Below are 22,675 nucleotides of genomic sequence, written 5' to 3'. Positions count from 1 at the left end.
AAGCCCCCTTGATGGGGCTTCTTGTTTTATTCATGGGCGGTACTCATGCTATAATATATCCATAATAGGGCAATAGCTGAAAGGAAGGATCGTTAATGGCATCGGAATATTCGTTCGACGTCGTGTCCAAGGTGGACATGCAGGAAATGAACAACGCGGTTACGCAATCGCTGAAAGAAATCGAAACCCGTTTCGACTTCAAAGGCAGCAAAAGCGACATTAAGCTGGAGAACGACCAATTGGTCGTCGTCTCCGATAGCGACTATAAGCTCAAAAGCGTAGTCGATATTCTGCAATCCAAAATGATCAAACGCGGCGTTCCGATCTTGAACCTGGAGTACGGCAAAATCGAGCCCGCATCGGGCGGAACGGTTCGCCAAACGATCAAGCTTAAACAAGGCATCGATCAGGAGAACGCGAAGAAGATGAACGTGCTCATTCGGGATTCCAAGCTGAAGGTCAAAAGCCAAATCCAGGGAGATCAACTGCGGGTAACGGGCAAGAGCAAAGACGACCTGCAAGCCGTTATGTCTCTTCTTCAGGGAGCGGGTCTGTCCCTTGAACTGCAGTTTACGAACTATCGGTAATGGCCGTCCGTTTTTGACACCATTCGGCGGGTTCGTATATACTGTTGTGGATAATAACGGACGAACGTTTGGGGGAAGTCATCCATGATAGAGAAAGTCAGCGTCGTCACGCTAGGCTGCGAGAAAAATCTAGTCGATTCGGAGATTATGTCCGGCCTCATTCACCAGAGAGGGTTCTCGCTTGTCGAGAAGCCGGAGGATGCGACGGTCGTCATCGTGAATACGTGCGGTTTCATCGACGCGGCGAAGGAAGAATCGGTAAATACGATATTGAACCTAGCGGAGCTGAAAGAGACGGCTCGTTTAAAGGCGCTTATCGTATCGGGTTGCCTAACCCAAAGGTATAAAAAAGAATTGATGGATGAAATGCCGGAAATCGACGGGATCGTCGGTACGGGAGATTTCCATCGGATCAACGACATTATCGACGAGGCGCTTCGCGGCCGCAAGCCGGTCTACGTAGGCAACCCCGTATTTAACTATGAAGAAAAACTGCCTAGACTGCTCAGTACGGCGCGCCACACGGCATACGTAAAAATCGCCGAAGGCTGCGACAACGCCTGTACGTTCTGCAGCATTCCGATCATGCGCGGGAAGTTCCGCAGCCGTTCGGTCGAGTCGATTCTGGCCGAGGTTCAGTCGCTTGCCGATCAAGGCGTCAAGGAAATCAGCCTGATCGCCCAGGATTCCACGAACTACGGAACCGATCTGTACGATGGCTTCAAGCTTCCGGAATTGCTGAATCGGGTGAGCGAAGTGCCGGGCATCGAGTGGGTACGCTTGCATTACGCCTATCCGGGTTTCTTCACGGACGAACTGATCGAGACGATCGCCGCGAATCCGAAAATCTGCAATTATATCGATATGCCGCTGCAGCACAGCGAGGATACGATTCTGAAAAGAATGCGCAGACCGGGCCGGCAACGCGACGTTCGAGAATTGATCGGGAAAATCCGCTCTCACATTCCGGAAGTGGCGCTCCGCACTTCGATGATCGTCGGTTTCCCGGGAGAAACGGAAGAAGATTTCGAGAAGCTGTGCGATTTCGTCCGCGAAGTAAAATTCGACCGTCTTGGCGTCTTCACCTATTCTCAGGAAGAAGATACGCCTGCGAACCGGTTGCCGGACCAATTGCCGGATGAAGTGAAGCAGTTCCGCGCCAATACGCTAATGGAGATTCAGCGCCAAGTGGCGACGGAGAACGCCTCGAAATACGTAGGGCGCACGCTGGACGTACTCGTGGAACGCTACGACGGGCGAAGCGACGTGTTTATCGGCCGCAGCCAATACGATGCTCCGGAAGTGGACGGCGAAGTGTACATTACGAATTGCCCGGTGCAGATCGGCGAGATGGGCAAAGTCCGGATTACCCATGCTTACGAGTATGATTTGTCAGGGGAGGGAATCGCGTGAACCTCGCCAACCGGATCACGCTCGCCAGAATCTTTCTCGTTCCGATCGTTACGATACTGATGTTGGTCAAAGTGAATCTAGGAACCCTTACGATCGGAGAGTACTCGATCTCCTATAACCAACTGTGCGCCGTGTTGCTCTTTATTATCGCGGCAAGCACGGACGGTCTAGACGGCTACATCGCGCGCAAGCGCAAGATCGTCACGAATCTCGGGAAGCTGCTCGATCCGCTCGCGGATAAGCTGCTTATGGCGGCCGTGCTCATCGCATTGGTCGAAATGGAGAAGCTCGGGGCTTGGGTCGCGATCATTATCATAAGCCGCGAATGGGCGGTAACCGGCCTGCGGCAAGTCGCTTTGCTCGAGGGGGCCGTTCTGGCCGCGAGCAAATGGGGCAAATGGAAGACGGCGATACAGATCACGATGATCATCGTATTGCTGCTGAACAATTTTCCGTTTAACTTCATCGACTTTCGCATCGATCTGGTCGTCGTATGGGCGGCTGTACTCATTACCGTGTATTCGGGCGTCGATTATTTCGTGAAAAACAAAAATCTGATTCCGGTTTCGGACTGACCGCCTGCGCGGCCGGGTTCGAATCTTGCGAGGTGCGGTTTCATGAGAGCAGAGATTATCGCCGTTGGCACGGAACTGCTCCTCGGTCAAATCGTAAACACAAACGCCCAGTATCTGTCGCGAGGATTGGCAGAGCTGGGCATTGATGTTTATTACCAGACCGTTGTGGGCGACAACAAGGAAAGGTTAATGCAAGCGATCGGCATCGCGAGAGGAAGGGCGGACTTGCTCGTCTTCACGGGCGGCTTGGGCCCGACACTCGACGATCTGACGCGGGATGCGCTGGCGGAATATGTAGGCCGCGGGATCGGGTTGCACGAACCGACGATGGAAAAGATTATGAACATGTTCGCGAGCCGGGGCGGCGCTTTCGTCGAGAGCAACCGCCGCCAGGCGATGTTGATCGAAGGGGCTACGCCTCTTCGCAACGATACGGGGCTTGCGGTAGGCAACGCTTTGACCGTTGACGGCATCAGTTATTTGCTGCTGCCCGGGCCTCCCCGCGAGATGAAGCCGATGTTCGATAACGACGGTTCGGCTTGGTTGAAGGAGCAGTTGGGGCCATCGGCAGCGCTGCATTCGGTCATGATGAAGTTTGCCGGCATCGGGGAATCGATGCTGGAGGATCTGCTCATCGACCTGATCCGGGAGCAGCAGGATCCGACGATCGCCCCTTACGCCAAGGAGGGGGAAGTCGCTGTTCGCGTGTCCACGAAGGCGACCGATGCCGATGAGGCGGCACGGAAGCTGGAAGGCACGCTCGTCGAGATTCGCCGCAGAACGCGGGAATACTTGTACGCGGAAGACGACGTGCCCATCGAGGCAGCTGTCGTCCGCATGCTGACGCAGCAGCAGCGGACGCTGACGCTGGCCGAAAGCTGCACGGGCGGCATGTTATCCGGGCTCGTCACGACGATACCGGGAAGCGCTGTTGTCTACAAGGGCGGAATCGTCTCGTATAGCAACGAAGTGAAGATGAAGCAATTGGGCGTGTCCCGCGAGCTGTTGGAAGGGCCAGGCGCGCCCGGGGCGATCAGCGCCGAGACGGCGGCCGTGATGGCGGAAGGCATGAGAGCCGCCGCGGACTCCGATTTCGCGCTGTCGGTTACCGGCAATGCGGGACCGTCCGCGGCCGAAGACAAACCCGTAGGCCTTGTCTATGTCGGCCTGGCAGAACGCGGCGGAGTCACGAGAGTGGAGAAGCTGCAGCTATCCGGCGACCGCGAGGGCATCCGCCTACGCGCGGCGAAGCGGGCGCTGTACATGCTCTGGCAATCGCTGTCGGGTCAGGGTTAAGCTCTGCGGGCTGCGCGCGTCTCGTTCCTCTCTGACGATATCCCTTTCGCTCAGAGGAATCGGATCGGTGGGGACGTAAAACAGATTGTGACAAATCTTTGTCGATGCTTGTCAACTCGTCAGGCTTGTGTTAAAGTTTACATGAAAGTTGCGGAAGAACCGTAGCGAAGATTACTTTGCTGCGGTTCTTTTTTCGCAAAATAATCGAACAAATGTTCTTAAAATGCTTGGCAAACGGTTGGAAACACGGTATGATAAAACTATCAAATAGATAAGGATGTGGGTGTGTTGTCGGATCGTCGCGCCGCACTAGACATGGCCTTGCGCCAGATCGAGAAGCAATTCGGTAAAGGTTCTGTAATGAAATTGGGAGAAAGCGCGCAGCGTACGGTGGAGTCGGTATCCAGCGGAGTCCTGGCATTGGATATCGCGCTCGGAATCGGCGGCTACCCTCGCGGACGTATTATAGAAGTATACGGACCCGAATCTTCGGGTAAGACGACAGTGTCCCTTCACGCGATCGCTGAAGTGCAGCGCTCGGGCGGAACTGCGGCGTTCATCGACGCGGAGCATGCGCTCGATCCGACATACGCGAGAAGCCTCGGCGTGAACATCGACGAGCTGCTGCTCTCGCAGCCCGATACGGGCGAGCAAGCGCTGGAGATCGCCGAAGCGCTCGTGCGAAGCGGCGCAGTCGATATCATCGTCGTCGACTCGGTAGCTGCACTCGTGCCGAAAGCGGAGATCGAGGGCGACATGGGAGACTCTTTCGTCGGCTTGCAAGCCCGTCTGATGTCCCAAGCGATGCGCAAATTGTCCGGGGCGATCAGCAAGTCCAAGTGCCTGGCGGTCTTCATCAACCAACTGCGCGAGAAAGTCGGCGTCATGTTCGGCAACCCGGAAGTAACGCCGGGCGGACGGGCCCTGAAGTTCTACGCGAGCGTGCGGCTTGACGTGCGCCGGGTCGAAGCGATCAAGCAAGGCAACGACGTAGTTGGTAACCGTACGAAGATCAAAGTCGTCAAGAACAAGGTGGCGCCTCCGTTTAAGCAGGCGGAAGTCGACATCATGTACGGGGAAGGGATCTCCCGAGTCGGCAGCATCATCGACATCGGATCGGAGCAGGACATTGTTCAGAAGAGCGGTGCCTGGTTCTCCTATAACAACGAGCGTCTCGGCCAAGGCCGGGAGAACGCCAAGCAGTATTTGAAGGACAATCCGGAGATCGCGGAGAAGATCGAGAAGCAGATTCGCGAAGCGCTGCTTAGTTCTGCGGCTGCCGCCGCCCCTTCGGGTTCATTCTCGGCGGATGAAGACGATGAGGACGACGAGTTCGGCGAAGAGGAATAATAGATGATAGGCGAGGCGGCAGATTACGTGCCGCCTTGCCTATTTTTCGGAGGAGGCCTATCAAGCGATGTACAAGCCTAGGCGTGCCGGGAAGGCCAAGGAAACGGAACGGAAACAGCCGTTGCCGCTGCCGGAAGTCGGAGCGGTCGTGACGGGGATCGAAGCGCACCCGAAAAAACCGCATATGTATCGAATCTCGTTAAAGCTCGATCCGCATCCGGAGATGGAAGCGGATGAACGATCGAAGGAGGCTTCGACGGCCGAACCGGAGACGTCGGACTGGAACGATGAGGTAGACGCTCTGATCGCGGGAGCCCAGTCGGCGAAGGAAGCGGACGAGACGTTGATTACGGTACATGAAGATACGCTGGTGAGCCTGCGATTATTGAAGGGGCGTCGGTTATCGGTGGAAGAGGTAGCGGCGCTTGTGCAGGATGAACAGAAGGAAGAAGCCTATCGCTCGGCGCTTCTGATGCTCGAGCGGAAGGCAAGGACGACGGCGGAGCTGTCCCAAGCGCTGCGGCGCAAAGGGTATGCGCCGGAGGCCGTGTCGGCTTGCCTCGAACGGTTGCGGGCGCAAAGGATGCTAGACGACGAGGCATTCGCAAGACGGTATACGGAGCAGCGCGCGACGGGGCAGCGCAAAGGCCGGATGTTGATTCGGCAGGAGTTGTTGCAAAGAGGCGTCGAGCGCCAAGATATCGACCGGGCGATCGACGGATTGGACGGCGAGGTGGAACGGGAGTCGGCGCTGGCGTTAGCGCGCAAGAGATGGCCGAATACGAAAGGGAATGACAGGGAACGGAAGATGAAGTTGATGGGGCTGCTCATGCGTAGAGGGTTCCCGTCAAATATCGTCAAATGGGCCGCGCAGCAAGCGGCAGAAGAGACTGGCGAAGATGATTCGGACGAGGGTTTCGGAGACGACGTCTTGCATGATTCGGAATACATGGAAGATTAATGGAAAGCACGCGCCGCTTGGCGCAAGACGACTTGCAGGCTTGCTTGACAATCTAAATTCGTAAAAGATAAAATGAAATTGTATTCCATCTTCCACTCCGGCCGCTTTTTCCTTCCAAGAAGCGTTTCGGAGAGCGTTATTTCGACACTTTTTGATTTGTTCACACGTAATCAAACGGTTTGGAAACCGGAAAATCAATTGAATAAGTATCCCCAAGCGGTTGCCTTGGTGATGCAACGAGGAGGTGAAGACCATGACGATTGCCCCATGGATCTGGATCTTGATCATTCTCGTTGTTGGCGTCCTTAGCTTTGGGATCGGTTATGTCGTACGCAAATCCATTGCGGAAGCCAAAATCTCCAGCGCCGAAGCGGCTGCCGTTCAGATCGTAGAAGCTGCGAAGAAAGAAGCAGAAGCCGTCCGCAAGGAAACGGTGCTGGAAGCCAAAGACGAGGTGCACAAACTCCGTAACGAGGCGGAACGCGATATTCGCGAACGCCGTAACGAAATTCAACGCCTGGAAAGGCGGCTATTGCAGAAGGAAGAGTCGCTGGATCGCAAACTCGAAGCGTTGGAGCGCAAAGAGGAGCAAGTCGCCAACAAAGAGAAACGGATCGAAGAGATTCAAGACCAGATCGAATTGCTGCATAAGCAACAAATCGCCGAGCTGGAACGCATTTCCAATATGACGACGGAAGATGCCAAGCAATTGATTCTGACGAGCGTCGAACAGGAAGTGCGTCACGAAACGGCGCAAATGATCAAAGAAATCGAGCATCAAGCGAAAGAAGAAGGCGACAAGAAAGCTCGCGACATCATCTCTCTCGCGATTCAACGCTGCGCCGCGGATCACGTGGCGGAAACGACGGTATCCGTCGTGGCACTGCCTAACGAAGAGATGAAAGGCCGCATCATCGGTCGCGAAGGCCGTAACATCCGTGCGCTTGAGACGTTAACGGGTATTGACCTTATTATCGATGATACGCCGGAAGCGGTTATTCTGTCGGGCTTCGATCCGATTCGTCGGGAGATCGCCCGGACTTCATTGGAAAAGCTGGTTGCGGACGGACGGATTCACCCGGCCCGCATCGAGGAAATGGTGGAGAAGTCGCGCAAGGAAGTCGACGAACGAATCCGCGAGTACGGCGAACAGGCGACCTTCGAGGTTGGCGTTCACGGCCTGCACCCGGATCTGATCAAGATTCTTGGCCGACTGAAATTCCGGACGAGCTATGGACAGAACGTGCTGAAGCATTCGATGGAAGTCGCCTATCTGACCGGACTGATGGCCGGGGAGCTGGGAGAAGACATCACGCTTGCGAAACGCGCGGGATTGCTTCATGATATCGGCAAAGCGCTCGACCACGAAGTGGAAGGCTCGCATGTCGAGATCGGCGTGGAATTGGGCAAGAAGTACAAGGAACATCCCGTTGTCATTAACAGTATCGCATCCCACCACGGAGACGTGGAAGCCACTTCGGTTATCGCGATGCTCGTCGGTGCGGCGGACGCGCTCAGCGCGGCTCGTCCTGGCGCTCGTCGCGAGACGCTTGAGACGTATATTCGCCGGCTCGAGAAGCTCGAGGCGATCTCGGAATCGTTCGAAGGCGTCGAGAAATCGTACGCGATCCAAGCCGGACGCGAAGTGCGCGTCATGGTACAACCGGAGAAGATCGACGACACGGAGGCGTTCCGCCTAGCCCGGGATATCACGAAGAAAATCGAAGGTGAACTGGATTATCCAGGCCACATCAAGGTTACGGTTATTCGTGAGACCCGTGCGGTCGAGTACGCCAAATAAGGAACGGAATGCATGGAAGGCTGAGAAGTGGCTGCGCGAATATGCAGCCACTTTTTCCCTTTTTTCAAATGGAAAGAGAGTTGAACTGCTATGAAAGTCGTATTTATCGGCGATATCGTCGGCAACGTCGGCAGAGAAACGGTGAAACGTCTGCTGCCCTGGATCAAAGACAAATATCAGCCTCATATCATTATCGCGAACGGAGAGAATGCCGCGGGAGGACGCGGCATCAACGCCGCAATTACGCGCGAGCTGTTCGAATGGGGCGTCCACGGGATTACGATGGGCAACCATACGTGGGATAACCGGGATATATTCGAATTTATCGACGACGAGCCGCGTATGGTCCGTCCTTCGAATCTGCCGCCGGGAACGCCCGGCCGCGGGAGCATGATCGTCAAAGTCGGAGGCAAGGAGCTTGGCGTCGTTAATCTGATTGGCCGTACGTTCCTACCGCCGGCGGAATGCCCGTTCCGGACGGCGGAAGAGGAGATCGAGGCGCTTCGCCGCCAGACGAAATGCATTCTCGTCGACTTCCACGCGGAAGCGACCAGCGAGAAGATCGCGATGGGCTGGCATCTGGACGGTTATGCTTCACTTGTCGTCGGGACGCATACGCACGTACAGACGAACGATGCGAGAATATTGCCGGAGGGAACGGCCTATCTGACCGATGCGGGAATGACGGGACCGCGCGACGGCGTGCTTGGCATGGAGAAGGAAACGGTGCTGCGGCGTTTCATCACGGGAATGCCCGGCAGATTTACGGTCGCGGAAGGCAAATGGACGCTGAACGGCGTATTCGTGGATATCGACGAAACGACCGGCAAAGCCGTTAAAGTGCAAAATATATCCGTAGATGAGGACTCCTGGATCGCGGTATAGCCGCGATTCAGATTCGTGGGCGATCGCCATAACCAAACCCCTCTGGAAAAGAAGGAATTAATAGGCGGGTTACCGAATAAGTATGCCTTAGTGGGCCCATCCTTTGATTTCCGATGAATTCCCGATGCAACCGATGTGCCAGTCTGGTTGTCATAAGAGGAGGTACTGGTCATGGAAGTATTAAAGGTTTCCGCAAAGTCCAATCCAAATTCCGTAGCTGGCGCACTGGCAGGCGTGCTCCGCGAGCGCGGCGCCGCCGAATTGCAAGCGATCGGCGCAGGGGCGCTTAATCAAGCGGTCAAAGCGGTCGCGATCGCCCGCGGATTCGTGGCACCGAGCGGGGTAGACCTGATCTGCATCCCGGCTTTTACGGATATCGTGATCGATGGAGAAGATCGGACGGCAATCAAACTCATTGTCGAGCCGAGGTAAGCGCACGGAGGTTGTCGTTGACCTGTTCCTTGATGATGCTTGCGACCCGGCGCCCGGCGCCGGACGGGGCATGATCGATGCAGCAGGTTTTTTTGTTGCGCGTTCTTAATATCGTTGCAAGTCGCTGAACGAGGGGGAGCAAGCGATGAGAATCGTGGATTTGCATGCCGACGTAATCTGCAAACTATTGGAGCACCCTGGTGCCGGTTGGGACGATTCGAATGCGGGAACCGTATTCGACGCGACTCCCGAGCGATTGAGGCAAGGAGGAATCGGGCTTCAGGTGTTTCCGATCTTCCTGCCCGAGACGCAGCGGGAGGAACCGGAGTCCGTATTCTGGGCGGCGGAGTTGTTCTGGCATGAGATTCTGACGAAAAAAGGCTTTAAGCTGATTCGAAGCTCGGGCGATCTGGCGACGGCTCATCGAGAGGGAAAGATTGGAGCCATGTTATCGCTGGAAAGCGCGGGAGGACTCCAAGGCCAAATGTGGGTTTTGCGTTTGCTTTACCGGCTTGGGCTGCGCTTGCTCGGACCGACATGGAATCACGCTAACTGGGCGTGCGACGGCGCAATGGAGCCACGCGGGGGCGGATTTACGAAAGCGGGAAAACGGCTTGTTACGGAATGCGAAACGTTGGGTATCCTAGTAGATGTGTCCCATTTGTCGGATCGCGGATTCTGGGAGCTTGCCGAACGGGCCGGCAGGCCGTTCTTTGCGTCGCACTCCAACGCCCGTTCCGTCGTGAACCATCCGCGCAACCTGACCGACGACCAGATCCGGGCCGTGATTGCCGCGGGAGGTATCATCGGCGTGACGTTCGTGCCTTGGTTCGCCGCATCCGTAGAACCCGCCTCGATCGAGGACGTGCTCCGCCATGTGGAGCATATTTGCGCATTGGGCGGAGCAAGGCATATTGCCTTCGGCTCGGACTTCGACGGAATCTCGAGACATGTCGAACATTTGAACCACCCGGGTTGTTATCCGAATCTAATAGAAGCTTTGCTGAAACGTTATCCCGAATCGATCGTACAAGATATTGCGGGGGATAATGCTATCCGTTTTTTTACAAAGCATCTCCCGAATTGAATTGTTCGAGGGTGATCAATCTCGGAATGGGAACGTTTTCATCGCAAACAGTTATGTGTCCGATATGCGAATATGTCTTGCATTTTACGTTGGTAAAACATAATATTTATACGGGTAATAAAAAAGATTATAGGGTAAATCTGTCGATTTTTGACGAACGAGAGATTAAGAGGAGATGGGCACTGTGATCAGTCAACTGTCATGGAAAATTGGCGGCCAGCAAGGTGAAGGCGTTGAAAGTACCGACCGTATTTTCTCTACCGCGTTGAACCGGCTGGGTTACTACCTGTACGGGTATCGTCACTTTTCCTCGCGGATTAAAGGCGGACACACGAACAACAAAATCCGCATCAGCACGAAGCCGATTCGAGCGATTTCCGATGACCTGGACATTCTTGTTGCATTTGACCAGGAAAGTATCGATCTAAACGCAGGTGAGCTTCGGGCGGGTGGTGTCGTTGTAGCCGACGCGAAGTTCTCGCCGACGCTTCCGGAAGGTGTGCAAGCCCGGCTATTCGCGGTTCCGATTACGGCCATCGCAGAAGAATTAGGCACTTCCCTCATGAAAAATATGGTCGCTTCCGGGGCTTCCTGGGGGCTGCTTGGCTTGCCCATGGAAGTATTCAATAAAGCGGTTGAGGAAGAATTCGGACGCAAAGGCGCGGCGATCGTTGAGAAGAACGTAGAAGCAGTGCGCCGCGGAGCGGAATTCGTTCTCGAGCAAGCGGGCGGACCGCTAGACGAGTTCAAGCTTGAGGAAGCGGACGGCAAACAAAAGCTGTTCATGATCGGTAACGAAGCGCTCGCGCTCGGCTCTATCGCCGCGGGCTGTCGGTTGATGTCGGCATACCCGATTACGCCGGCGTCCGAAATTATGGAATATTTGATCAAGAAACTTCCGAAGTTCGGCGGTACGGTCGTTCAGACCGAAGACGAGATCGCCGCGGTGACGATGGCGATCGGCGCGAACTACGCGGGTGTCCGCACGATGACGGCATCGGCCGGTCCGGGGCTGTCACTCATGATGGAAGCGATCGGCCTGTCCGGTATGACGGAAACGCCGCTCGTTATCGTCGACACGCAGCGTGGCGGTCCATCCACGGGCCTGCCGACGAAGCAGGAGCAATCCGATATTAATGCGCTCATCAACGGCACGCACGGCGAGATTCCGAAGTTGGTCGTCGCCCCGAGCACGATCGAAGAGTGCTTCTACGATATGATCGAAGGCTTTAACCTGTCTGAACAATATCAAATTCCCGTCATTATCGCTACGGATCTGCAATTGTCCTTGGGCAAGCAGACGTCCGAGGCGCTCGATTACGACAAGATCGTCATCAATCGCGGCAAGCTCGTGACGGAAGAATTGCCGGCGAACGAAGACAATCGCCTGTTCAAGCGTTACGAGTTCACGGAGGACGGCGTATCCCCTCGCGTTATTCCTGGCGCGAAGAACGGTATCCATCACGTGACCGGCGTCGAGCACGATCAGGAAGGCAGACCTTCCGAGAACGCGCTTAATCGCGAGAAAATGATGGACAAACGCCTAGGCAAAATCCATAACCTGCGCGTCACGAACGCGATCAAGTCGGATGTGCCTCATGCGAAACCGGATTTGCTGATCATCGCGATGGGCTCCACGGGCGGCACGATCGAAGAGGCGCGCGCTCGCTTAACGGAGGATGGAATCTCGACGAACCAGATTATGGTTCGCCAGATGCACCCGTTCCCGGTCGAAATGCTGCAGCCGCATCTCGAAGCGGCGAAGCAAGTCGTTGTGCTCGAGAACAACGCAACGGGCCAACTCGCCAACTTGATCAAACAAAACATCGGCTATCACAGCAAAATCCGCAACTTGCTGAAGTACGACGGAACTCCGTTCCTGCCTTCGGAAATTCATAAAGCCTGCAAGGAGCTGAACTAAGATGGCTACATTCAAAGAGTTCCGCAACAATGTCAAGCCGAACTGGTGCCCGGGCTGTGGCGACTTCTCCGTGCAAGCGGCGATCCAGCGCGCGGCGGCGAACGTCGGCCTGGAACCGGAACAACTGGCGGTCATCTCGGGAATCGGCTGCTCGGGACGGATTTCCGGCTATATTAACGCATACGGACTACACGGCATTCACGGCCGCGCGCTCCCGATCGCCCAAGGCGTCAAGCTCGCGAATCGCGAGCTTACGGTCATCGCCTCCGGCGGAGACGGAGACGGCTTCGCGATCGGCATGGGTCATACGGTTCACGCCATTCGCCGGAACCTCGATGTTACGTATATCGTAATGGACAACCAGATCTACGGTCTGACGAAAGGCCAGACGTCCCCGCGCAGCGCAGAAGGCTTCAAGACCAAATCGACGCCGGAAGGCTCGATCGAGTCCACGCTGTCTCCATTAGAGATCGCCTTGTCGGCAGGCGCGACGTTCGTGGCGCAGTCGTTCTCCAGCGATCTGAAGCAACTGACTTCGTTGATCGAGCAAGGCTTGCAGCATAAAGGCTTCTCGTTGATCAACGTGTTCAGTCCTTGCGTGACGTTCAACAAGATCAACACCTACGACTGGTTCAAGGAGAACATCGTAAACCTGGAGCAATTCCCGGATTACGATCCGTCCAACCGCGTCGTCGCGATGAACAAAATCATGGAGACGAACGGCATGCTGACCGGTCTGATCTATCAGAACAAGGAACGCAAATCTTACGAGGACTTGGCCGTCGGCTTCAAAGAGGAAGCGCTCGCGAAGCAGGATTTGACGCTGGCCCGCGAAGACTTTGACAAACTGTTGACGGAATTCAAATAAGCGCCCTTTTGGGCCGTTGATGAGAAGCGCGCGGGTTTGTCCCGCGCGTTTCTTGCGTTATACTGGGGAGAGATAGGAGATAACAGGAAAGGTTGGGTTGTTCATGAGCGAAGCGAACATCAAGAAAATTCCCGTCGGCGTATCGGCTCGGCACATTCATCTGTCCCAGGAGCACGTCGAAATTCTGTTCGGAGCAGGTGCGAAACTGACGGAGATGAAGCCTTTATCGCAGCCCGGACAATTCGCCGCGAATGAAACGGTAGCCGTATTCGGACCTAAAGGTTCTTTTCCTAAAGTACGGATTCTCGGACCGGCTCGCCGCGCGACGCAGCTCGAGGTGTCCCGCACGGACGCGTTCGCGTTAGGCCTTCAGCCGCCCGTCCGCGAATCGGGAAACATCGCCGGGACACCAGGCATTCGCATCGTCGGGCCTGCAGGCGAAGTGACGGTGGAAGAAGGCGTCATTGTGGCCGCGCGCCATATTCATTTTCATACTTCAGATGCCGAACGTTGGAATATCAATGATAAGCAATTGCTTAAAGTCCGCGTAGGCGGTGAACGCGGCGTCGTATTCGAACAAGTCGTTGCGCGAGTCTCCGACCAGTTCGCGCTCGATATGCATATCGACACGGACGAAGGGAACGCGGCCGGAGTCGGCACCGGAGATTTCGGAGAAATCGTCGAATAACTAATCGGAAGGCTTCAGCGATAACCGTTCCTCTCGGGGGGCGGTTATTCCGTTATGCACGTTATTCGAAGTCGCGTCCGGCCGCGGATTCATGATATAATAGGTAAGATTGACCTAGAAGCATGTTGCTTGGGGGGAGTATTGAAATGGCTAAAGAATCCAAAGATTTCAGCAAATACTTCGATTTCTCCGGCGCCAAAGTGATCTCCGAGGACCAGAACGGCAAAACGATCCGTCTGAACGGACGGGATATCCATATCGTCTCCGAGCCCGATTACCGGCAGGAGAAGCAGCGGGGCAAAGAAGAAATTCAAGTCCACTACGAGAACGCCGTTCCAGACGAACTGAAAAGCTTAGGCGTCGGGAAAAAATATATCATTTACACGTACGGCTGCCAGATGAACGAGCACGATACGGAAGTGATGCGCGGTCTGTTCGAGGAAATGGGTTACGTGTCCACGGAAGATCGAATGGAAGCCGATGTTATTCTCTTTAATACGTGCGCGGTACGCGAAAACGCGGAAGATAAAGTGTTCGGCGAGCTCGGCCATATGAAGGTGCTGAAGCTGCAGCGTCCCGAGTTGATTCTCGGCGTATGCGGTTGCATGTCGCAGGAAGCTTCCGTCGTTAACCGGATTATGCAGAAGCATGCGCACGTTGATATGATTTTCGGTACGCATAATATTCATCGACTGCCGCATTTGCTGCAGGAGGCGCATTTCGGCAAAGAGATGGTCATCGACGTCTGGTCCAAAGAAGGGGACATCATCGAGAACCTGCCGAAGAAGCGCATGGAAGGCCTGCGCGCTTGGGTGAACATTATGTACGGCTGCGACAAGTTCTGTACGTATTGCATCGTGCCTTATACGCGCGGCAAGGAGCGGAGCCGACTGCCGGAAGACGTGATCGCCGAAGTGCGCGACTTGGCGCGTCAAGGTTATAAAGAAATCACGCTGCTCGGACAGAACGTTAACGCTTATGGCAAAGATTTTACCGACCGTGAATACCGTTTCGGAGATCTGATGGACGACATCCGTAAGATTGATATCCCGCGCGTGAGATTTACTACTTCGCATCCTCGCGATTTTGACGAACATCTCATCGAAGTGCTTGCGAAGGGCGGCAATCTGGTCGAGCATATTCACTTGCCGATGCAGTCCGGCAGCACGGAAATCTTGAAACGGATGAGCCGCAAGTATACGCGGGAACGGTTCCTCGAGCTCGCAAACCGGATTCGCGCGGAGATTCCGAACGCGGTGCTGACGACGGACATTATCGTCGGCTTCCCGGGTGAGACGGAAGAGCAGTTCGAAGAAACGCTGACGCTCGTGCGCGAAGCTGGAATCACTTCGGCCTACACGTATATTTACTCGCCGAGGGAAGGAACGCCGGCGTTCGACATGGCGGATAACGTGCCGTACGAAGTGAAGCAGAAGCGACTTGCGCGTCTGAACGAAGAAATCAGAGAATTGTCGTTCGAACATCACAAGTCGTTGGTAGGTCAAACGATCGAAGTGCTCGTCGAAGGCGAGAGCAAGAGCAATTCGAACGTGCTTTCCGGACGGAGCCGTGCGAACAAGCTCATTCATTTTGAAGGGAAGAAAGAATGGATCGGCCAGTTCGTAGATGTTCAGGTAACGGCTGCCCAATCCTGGTACGTGAAAGCGGAAGTCGTAAAAGAGCCAGTTATGCCTAGCCAAGCCGGATAAATAATCAGCCAACATAATCGATTCGGGAGGAAATTTACATGTCAGCACATGCGCATGACCACGACCATGATCACGATCATCAGCACGGGGAAGGCTGCGGAATTCCATCCTTCGACAACCGCGAGCTGATCGTTCGCGAAGATATTTTAGCCAGAGCCAAAGAATTGGCGCATCTGGTCACGACGACCGAAGAGGTCGAATTGTATCAACGGTCAGAGAAACTGATCCAGTCGCACGATAGAGTTCAGGGCTTGATTGTGCAGATCAAGAAAAAACAGAAGGAACTCGTCGCATTCCAGAATACGTTCAAAAATCCGGCCATGGTCGAGAAAATCGAAGCGGAGATTGAAGTGCTGCAAGACGAACTCGACGGCATTCCGATCGTTCAACAGTTCCAGCAAAGCCAAGTCGACGTGAACTACATGCTGCAATCGATTATCTCCGTCGTTCGCGATACGATCGCGGAGAAGATCGACATCGAAGCCGCCAAACCGGCTGAAGATCCGGAACAGTGCGATTAAGCGAGGACTTCCAGAATCGGGTTTGCCAGGCTGCATAAGCGGTCGGATTTGTTCATAACCTACTGGCGGGGCAAGGGATACGAAGTCCCGATCGCCTAAGGAGGACAAGCCGATGACGGAAGGCATTCCGAACTCGCAGACCCGGGCTCCGAAGCCGGACGACCCGAAGAAGCAAGGCCGCTCGGCCGCGAAGAAAAAATCGAAGTAAATACCAGAAGGGCCATGCGGAAGCGTGGTCCTTTGTCTTACCGTAAGTAGGGCACGATTACCGGGTTAGCGAGATAGTAGGGATAGAGGAGCCAGACCAAGCGTGAAATTTCGCTGATCGAACTGCAAGGCGAGATTCTGTTTGGGCGGTAGCCGCCACTTCTTCATTAACTGAGCCGGCAGTCGAAGACGATTGTCGGACAAATTCTCGGGAACGTGCAGGCGTAATCGGGCCAAATTTCTTCCGTAACGGACTTTGATCATCGTACCTTGACGTTCGGGAATGCCTAGATACGACAGCAATTCGTATCCGACGGAGAGCGAACCGGGGCCAGCCGTACTCCGGGTAAGAGATACTGCCGACTCGCTAAGCGGTGACGGGCTGATCGACAGCGAACTGTCAAGCGGGTTATAGATCAGCAGATATCTCCGTAGCGGGGTAAGCTGAAACTTCCGGGCCAAGGCGCCATTCATCTCCATGAAATCGGCGAAGCTTTCCCGCCCTTCAAGAAACTCCAGTTTAACGGCTTGGCGGATGTTGCCTCGTTTCAGCGTGATCTGCGCATTGCGTGGAATGGCAAGCAACTCGGAGACCGAATCCAAGCCATTCAGCGTCAGTACGACGGTGTGCATGGGCAGCTTGGCGATAAATAAATCTACCCTTCCCCTTGCCATCAAGAGCGACCCCTTCCTATGGGCTATCAAACTATGGAATCCTTTAGAATATGAATGTCAGCGGAAGCATGTTTGTACCTTCGTCCCATGGACGAAAAAAAGACTCCTTCTTCGAAGGAGTCCCATGTTGATGAAGAGCGGGATTATGAACGACGTTTGCCCGCCGGACGTATAGCCGGAAGTACAGGCTTCAAGGATAGAATGACAAGCGTGGCCGCGACGGCTTTGATCGCGTCACCTGGTAAGAAGGGATACATGCCTGCTTTAAGCGCCCCGGAGAAAGTGTTGTATTTCTCGCTGTCCACGACATGCGCCAGCCAAGGAACACCGGATACATAGAGGAGCAATGCACCGAATACGAAGATCGCGACAAGCAGCCAGATTTGGCGGATGAGGCTTATTTTTTTCGATTGTGCATAGATCAGGTCGGTCACCCAGCCGATCAGAAACGCGGAGACGGGGAACATCCAAATAAATCCGCCCGTCGGTCCGGTGATCTGGGCGATTCCGCCAGAGCCGTTCATCAGAGGAAGGCCTATAGCGGTTAAAGCGACGACGAGGAAAATGCTCCAGAATCCGTAAACGGCTCCGAGCAGTCCGCCTGCAAGCATAACGGCGAAGGGTTGCAGGGAAATCGGTACCGGCGTAAAGCCGAGGTTGATTTTGATGAAGCTTCCGGCGATGAAGAGCGCCCCGAACAGCGCAGTGAAGACGATTCCTCTGATCCACTGGTTGTTTGCTTTGATCGCGGGTTGGTTTGATGCTGGCGTTGCTGAATTGGACATTGTCAAAAGGCCTCCTGAATGTTAACCTGTATTTGTTCTCGTGGTTAACAATTGAGATTGTAGCATGGGAAAGTCCGATTGAAAAGAGGGATTTTATAAAATGAGTCCGCACGCGTCGATGGAACCGATGCTGCTTGACCGCGTAACGGTATATGGAAACAGCGAATCGGGCGAGCATGCCGCGAGATTAAAAGAAACGAGTTTGTCCGTGGCGCCGGGTGAATGGTTAACCGTCGTCGGGGTGAACGGGAGCGGTAAATCCACGCTTGCCAGATTGCTCGCCGGGCTTGTGCCGGAGGCGATGGAGGGGATCGTTCGACGCGGGTTTGCCGGGGAAGGAGCCTGTCCGATCGTGCTTCAGCAGCCGAAAGCGCAATTGTTCGGGGAGACGCCGCGCGAGGAAATGGGGTTCGCCCTGGAGTGGCGGGGAATACCGGCGAGTGAAATGAAAAGTACTGCGGAAGAAGCTTTACATAGAGTAGGTTTGGCGCCGCTTGCGGACGAACCGTGGGAGCGGTTGTCGGGTGGTCAGCAGCAGCTAGCCGCGATCGCGGCGGCGACGGCCTGCGCCGCTCCGCTTCTCGTTCTGGACGAAGCGACGTCGATGCTCGATGAGGAACATCGGGACATCGTTCTGCGGGCGGTTCGGGAGATTCATGGCAAAGGTACGTCGGTCGTATGGGTGACGCAGCGGCTGGACGAGGTCGGGCCGGAGGATCGCGTTGTCGCGATCGGAGAAGGCTGGGTGATCTACGACGGCGGCGGTCGGGAGTTCATGTACGGCTCAGCCGCTTTGCCGGTATCCCCTTGCCTCAGGGCAGGGCTTCGATTGCCGTATTTAACGGAGCTTGCGTTGGAGCTCAGACGTATGGGGAAGCTAAGCGATCCGTTGCCGATGACGGAGCGGGAGTGGCTAGAAAACTGGGGGAACGTAAGTCATGGAAACAACAACATCGCGGCAAAATGAGCCGAAGCGGTTCGCGCTTCGAATCGATGGAGTGCGGTGGCGTCGTTCGGATGAGAATAGGCAAGCCGATCGCTCGGACGGATTGACGCTTGCGCCGGGAACGATCACGTTGCTCATAGGGGCGAACGGGGCCGGCAAGTCGACTCTGCTCGAGAAGATGGCAGGTCTTCGTCCCCCGGAAGATTTGCAGGTGAGCTTCGGCGCTGTGGAAATATGGAAACGCCGCAAATCGGGAAAAGCCGGGGCAAGGCCGAACGCGAAAGCGCTCCTGAATTATAGCTACGCCAGCCAGGCTCCGGAAGAAGCGCTGTTCGCGAGAACCGTTCGGGACGAGCTTGAGTATTCCATGCGTCCGTACGGACTGTCGGTGAAAGAACGGGAGCAGCGGTCGGAGTTTGCACTTCGCGCGATCGGATGGGATGAAGGTTGGCTGGAGCGGGATCCGTACTTGATGAGCGGCGGGGAACGCCGAAGGATGGCGCTTGCCGCGGCGTTCGCGGCTCCGGCTCCATGGCTTTTTCTGGATGAGCCGACCGCGGGACTGGATGGAGCGGGACATGAGACGATAGCGGATCAATTGAGCCGGATGCGCTCGGAAGGTACGGGAGTTGTCCTCGTCTCGCACGACTCGGATTGGGCCTTGCCGCTTGCGGATCAGGTGATGCTGCTGAAGCCGAGCGGCTCGATCGTGCTGTGCGCACGCGAACAGTTGATCGAGAAGCCGGAGCTACTGACGGAAGCGGGAATGCGTGTGTCTGAGTGGCTGAGGACGGTGCACCATTTATGGCGGAATGGCGTGCCGGCGGAACTGCTCTGGCATCCGAAGGAAGCTGCGGAGGCTTGGCCGGTTCGAGATGAGACAGAAGTGGTCGAAGTGCTGCCGGAAGGGCAAGGTGCACTGTCGCCGTTAGGGAAGGAGATAGCTCCACGAATTAGGCAGGGTGTGCGACATCGATTGTCGGGGTTCGACCCTCGTTCAGTATGGCTGGCGTATATTCTTTTGTCGGTTGGCATCTATCGGCTTGGGGATTGGATCGGCATTCTGATCGGGGCGGCGATTGTCGCCGCGCTGCTCGGCGCGGGCAACGTATCGCTTCGGCGATGGCGCGTGGTGATCGTGAACTATGCGATCTTCTCAGTCGCGACGTCGGCAATCTTCGCCTGGGGAGCAAGCGGGGAGTGGAACGTTCGCGGAGAAGCTTTCGCAGCGACGTTATTCCCGTTCTCACGGACGATGCTGATCTTGCTGATTGGCTTGGCGATCCCGCTTGTGATGTCCCCATTATCGCTAAGAAGATCTCTTGAGCAGTTAACTTCGATTCGGGGAAGGTCTCCCGTATGGGCGCAAAGAATGATATTAACGGTTGCACTTATCATGAGGTTCGTGCCGGTGCTGCTCGAATTGTGGGAACGGTTTGCGAAAATCATCCGGGCTCGAGGGAAATCGGTGTCACGCAACCCGGCTGCAATGGGCAGAAGGCTGCGGGACACCGCGATCCCTTTTCTGCTTGCGTTATTCCGGTTGGGCGACGAGGTAGCCCTCGCGTTGGAGAGCCGGGGAGTCGGCGGATCGGTGCAACCGACTTGCCAGGTACGGATGCGCTGGCGCGGCAGAGATTACGCTTTAGCGGCAGGTTCACTAGGACTGGCAATCGGGTTATGGGCGATCGGAAGCCGATAGTTTTCACTAAAAGTAACGATAATAGACAACAGCTGTGGCAAGTGGTAAGATTTTGGTAAACTTCATATTGGCATATAGCTCCGAAAGAATCGTGAGGCTTCTATCCGCGGGATAGGGCCTCTTTTTGTTTTCCAAATGTTGGATTGATCTGATAGAATAAGGGGGAGTGATCGGGTATGGAATTGGAATTGATGAAAAAGAACGAGAGGGAACTTGAGGTTCGGTTGCCGTATCATCCGGAGTGGTGGAATCGGCTAAGGAAGTTTCCGCAGAGCCGCTGGGATACTAAGCTGCGGGTTTGGACGTTTCCGTACACGTTAAAGCATGTGGAGAGATTCATAGAACTGTTCGAGGATGCGTCTATCCGGGTGACCGCGGATTTGCGAGAAGAGTGTTATATATTGACTGAATCGGCGGCAGACGGAAGCCAAGCCGGTGTAGAGCGCGTGGAATTCGAAACATCCAAGTGGGGAACGTTCGTCGAAAGCAAACTCGTTTTCGAATTGAAAGTCAGAGGTTATAGCGTGAAAACGATCCGCGCTTATCGCGGACATGTTGAGCGGTTTTATCGTTTCTATGAGGCGAACCTTGGCGCGTCGACGCTGGATTTGGTTCCGGCTTTCAGCCACCGGCTGCTGGAGCAGGGACTCTCCCACGCTTATGTCAATCAAGCGATTAGTGCGGTCAAGTTCTACTTGGTGACGGTGTGCGGGATGTTGGAAGGGAGCTTTCCATATGTCCGCCCCAAGAAGGTGCGAAAGCTTCCCAACGTGCTCGCTTCGAGCGAGGTGGTGCGGCTGCTGTCAGCCGTGGACAATCGCAAGCATCGGGCGATCCTGTATCTTGCTTACTCATCCGGACTGCGGGTCGGCGAAATCGTACGTCTCCGAATCACTGACCTTGACCGCGCGCGCAAAACACTTCACGTTCGACAGGCTAAAGGCAGAAAGGACCGCATAACCGTTTTGTCCGACGCGGCGTTAGAAATGGTCGATCAATATATGCGGACATATGAACCAAGCGGTTGGCTTTTTCCCGGGCAAGACTCATCCCGACATCTGACAGAACGCACCGTGCAAAAGGTATTCGAGCAGGCAGCACGAGCGGCGCATATCGTGAAGAATGTGAGCGTGCACTCTTTGCGGCATTCGTTCGCCACACATCTCTTGGAAGACGGAGTAGACATTCGCTACATACAAGAGTTGTTGGGCCACAAGAGCATTCAAACCACCGAAATCTACACCCACGTCGCAGCCATGGATGCGCGAAGAATCGTCAGCCCATTGGACCGGATTATGGGCAAAAGCCGGGGATCTCAGCAGTATGAGGAATAGACGTGTCAGCGGGAGAAATGATTCGGTAAATTGCTCGAAAAATCGGGCATTCGCGAAATTCCGAGATAACGATGGTTAGGATGGTTTAGCGAAGTTCGCAGAAGAGAAGTTAGCTGAAATCATGCAAGAGCTAATTATTGAGGTGATTCAATGAAGTATTTTATCTCAGATGAACATTGGGATATTGATGGGTACTGGAAACAGTTACGATCTTTATCTAATAGATTTTCTAAAGACACTTTTAATGTTATAAGTAATCATTCTTTTCATGATGCGAGAGTGCTTGAATTAAATATCAGTAATACCTCATTGTTAAGAAGATCATTAGATCCTACAAGTATCGAAGCAAAGATACAAGACATTGATGGATATGAATATGTGATTCAATGGAGCGGGATCAATCAATTAGATCTTTCTTTTAGTGGCAAGAAGAAGATTTACAGATCAGATGAAGCTGATGATTATTATTTGGAATTGGAGGATAGAAGGGGACTGGAAGAATGGGCATATGATGAAATAACTTCAATTGATAACACATACTTACAACATGAAATCACATTACATTCAGAAGCATTAATAAAACTTATTTTTAGAAGAATGATTGTAAAGCGTATTCGAAGATGGCACGACATCAGCTAACACCATATTCACGCATCGGGGCTTAGCCCCTCGGTCCGGACAGAAGTTGAAGAGGATTCGATTGGAGTAATCTCAGATACAGGGAAGTGAAAGCAGCCGGACACATCCAACTCCCTAACCGCATCGCGGCCGCCCTTTGGGCTTAAGGGAGTTGAACGTCGTGAATACGGGAACGTTAGACGAAATTCTCCAAGAGCGGAGGAACAAATATGGATTTATTAGAGGAATCTTTGAAGCAAATCATAAACGGAAAACCTATTGGTGATTTTTATCCATATAACCTAGAAGAGTTT

The 22,675-nt window shown here is 54.5% G+C and carries 21 protein-coding genes; 19 read left to right on the top strand and 2 right to left on the bottom strand.

The window, feature by feature from the left end:
- Window positions 1–95 precede the first annotated feature (95 nt).
- From FPZ45_RS17635 to FPZ45_RS17565, 15 genes are all read left to right on the top strand, one after another.
- Window positions 96–587, top strand: coding sequence for a YajQ family cyclic di-GMP-binding protein (locus tag FPZ45_RS17635; RefSeq protein WP_144704797.1), 492 nt, complete (start codon window positions 96–98; stop codon window positions 585–587).
- 84 nt (window positions 588–671) lie between these two features.
- Complete coding sequence (gene rimO, locus FPZ45_RS17630; protein WP_144704795.1) at window positions 672–2,000, top strand: 30S ribosomal protein S12 methylthiotransferase RimO; 1,329 nt, start codon at window positions 672–674, stop codon at window positions 1,998–2,000.
- Window positions 1,997–2,575 (top strand): CDP-diacylglycerol--glycerol-3-phosphate 3-phosphatidyltransferase, encoded by a 579-nt coding sequence (gene pgsA / locus FPZ45_RS17625; RefSeq protein ID WP_144704793.1) that lies wholly within the window; start codon window positions 1,997–1,999, stop codon window positions 2,573–2,575. Before rimO ends, pgsA begins: the two co-directional genes overlap by 4 nt.
- 42 nt (window positions 2,576–2,617) lie before the next feature.
- On the top strand, window positions 2,618–3,871 hold the full coding sequence (locus FPZ45_RS17620; protein ID WP_144704791.1) for a competence/damage-inducible protein A: 1,254 nt from the start codon (window positions 2,618–2,620) through the stop codon (window positions 3,869–3,871).
- Window positions 3,872–4,159: 288 nt separating this feature from the next.
- Window positions 4,160–5,221 carry a recombinase RecA gene (recA, locus tag FPZ45_RS17615; RefSeq protein ID WP_144704789.1) on the top strand — a complete coding sequence of 354 codons (1,062 nt, stop codon included), beginning with the start codon at window positions 4,160–4,162 and terminating at the stop codon, window positions 5,219–5,221.
- A gap of 67 nt (window positions 5,222–5,288) precedes the next feature.
- Window positions 5,289–6,182 (top strand): regulatory protein RecX, encoded by an 894-nt coding sequence (locus FPZ45_RS17610; RefSeq protein ID WP_144704787.1) that lies wholly within the window; start codon window positions 5,289–5,291, stop codon window positions 6,180–6,182.
- A 253-nt stretch (window positions 6,183–6,435) separates the two neighbouring features.
- Entirely contained in the window at window positions 6,436–7,983 is a 1,548-nt protein-coding gene (gene rny, locus FPZ45_RS17605; RefSeq protein ID WP_425457017.1) for a ribonuclease Y, read from the top strand.
- A 90-nt stretch (window positions 7,984–8,073) separates the two neighbouring features.
- Window positions 8,074–8,868: a TIGR00282 family metallophosphoesterase gene (locus FPZ45_RS17600; RefSeq protein WP_144704785.1), complete on the top strand. Its 795-nt coding sequence runs from the start codon at window positions 8,074–8,076 to the stop codon at window positions 8,866–8,868.
- 171 nt (window positions 8,869–9,039) lie between these two features.
- A complete protein-coding gene (spoVS, locus tag FPZ45_RS17595) occupies window positions 9,040–9,300 on the top strand; it encodes a stage V sporulation protein SpoVS (RefSeq protein WP_027084382.1) in 261 nt (86 codons plus the stop codon).
- 145 nt (window positions 9,301–9,445) lie between these two features.
- Window positions 9,446–10,387 (top strand): dipeptidase, encoded by a 942-nt coding sequence (locus FPZ45_RS17590; protein ID WP_144704783.1) that lies wholly within the window; start codon window positions 9,446–9,448, stop codon window positions 10,385–10,387.
- A gap of 184 nt (window positions 10,388–10,571) precedes the next feature.
- The gene (locus FPZ45_RS17585; RefSeq protein WP_144704781.1) at window positions 10,572–12,308 is read left to right on the top strand and encodes a 2-oxoacid:acceptor oxidoreductase subunit alpha; all 1,737 of its coding nucleotides are present in this window, start codon (window positions 10,572–10,574) and stop codon (window positions 12,306–12,308) included.
- A gap of 1 nt (window position 12,309) precedes the next feature.
- The gene (locus FPZ45_RS17580; protein WP_144704779.1) at window positions 12,310–13,176 is read left to right on the top strand and encodes a 2-oxoacid:ferredoxin oxidoreductase subunit beta; all 867 of its coding nucleotides are present in this window, start codon (window positions 12,310–12,312) and stop codon (window positions 13,174–13,176) included.
- A gap of 103 nt (window positions 13,177–13,279) precedes the next feature.
- Complete coding sequence (locus FPZ45_RS17575) at window positions 13,280–13,864, top strand: phosphate propanoyltransferase (protein ID WP_144704777.1); 585 nt, start codon at window positions 13,280–13,282, stop codon at window positions 13,862–13,864.
- Between the two features lie 146 nt (window positions 13,865–14,010).
- On the top strand, window positions 14,011–15,573 hold the full coding sequence (miaB, locus tag FPZ45_RS17570; RefSeq protein WP_144704775.1) for a tRNA (N6-isopentenyl adenosine(37)-C2)-methylthiotransferase MiaB: 1,563 nt from the start codon (window positions 14,011–14,013) through the stop codon (window positions 15,571–15,573).
- Between the two features lie 38 nt (window positions 15,574–15,611).
- The gene (locus FPZ45_RS17565; RefSeq protein WP_144704773.1) at window positions 15,612–16,094 is read left to right on the top strand and encodes a YlbF/YmcA family competence regulator; all 483 of its coding nucleotides are present in this window, start codon (window positions 15,612–15,614) and stop codon (window positions 16,092–16,094) included.
- 273 nt (window positions 16,095–16,367) lie between these two features.
- On the opposite strand, the gene FPZ45_RS17560 is transcribed toward FPZ45_RS17565, so the two are convergent.
- Both FPZ45_RS17560 and FPZ45_RS17555 read right to left on the bottom strand, forming a co-directional pair.
- A complete protein-coding gene (locus FPZ45_RS17560; protein WP_144704770.1) occupies window positions 16,368–16,976 on the bottom strand; it encodes a hypothetical protein in 609 nt (202 codons plus the stop codon).
- Between the two features lie 143 nt (window positions 16,977–17,119).
- Window positions 17,120–17,761 carry a biotin transporter BioY gene (locus FPZ45_RS17555; protein WP_144704767.1) on the bottom strand — a complete coding sequence of 214 codons (642 nt, stop codon included), beginning with the start codon at window positions 17,759–17,761 and terminating at the stop codon, window positions 17,120–17,122.
- Window positions 17,762–17,861: 100 nt separating this feature from the next.
- On the opposite strand from FPZ45_RS17555, the gene FPZ45_RS17550 reads away from it, so the two are divergent.
- From FPZ45_RS17550 to FPZ45_RS17535, 4 genes are all read left to right on the top strand, one after another.
- Window positions 17,862–18,728, top strand: coding sequence for an ATP-binding cassette domain-containing protein (locus tag FPZ45_RS17550; protein WP_144704764.1), 867 nt, complete (start codon window positions 17,862–17,864; stop codon window positions 18,726–18,728).
- A complete protein-coding gene (locus tag FPZ45_RS17545) occupies window positions 18,700–20,409 on the top strand; it encodes an ATP-binding cassette domain-containing protein (RefSeq protein WP_144704761.1) in 1,710 nt (569 codons plus the stop codon). Before FPZ45_RS17550 ends, FPZ45_RS17545 begins: the two co-directional genes overlap by 29 nt.
- Window positions 20,410–20,585: 176 nt before the next feature.
- Entirely contained in the window at window positions 20,586–21,743 is a 1,158-nt protein-coding gene (locus FPZ45_RS17540; protein WP_144704758.1) for a tyrosine-type recombinase/integrase, read from the top strand.
- Window positions 21,744–21,893: 150 nt separating this feature from the next.
- Entirely contained in the window at window positions 21,894–22,382 is a 489-nt protein-coding gene (locus FPZ45_RS17535; RefSeq protein ID WP_144704755.1) for a hypothetical protein, read from the top strand.
- Window positions 22,383–22,675 lie beyond the last annotated feature (293 nt).

Source organism: Cohnella terricola (assembly GCF_007786475.1).
Taxonomy (GTDB): domain Bacteria; phylum Bacillota; class Bacilli; order Paenibacillales; family Paenibacillaceae; genus Cohnella; species Cohnella terricola.
The sequence above is the reverse complement of the archived record's forward strand: the minus strand, read 5'-3'. Positions and strand labels throughout refer to the sequence as shown.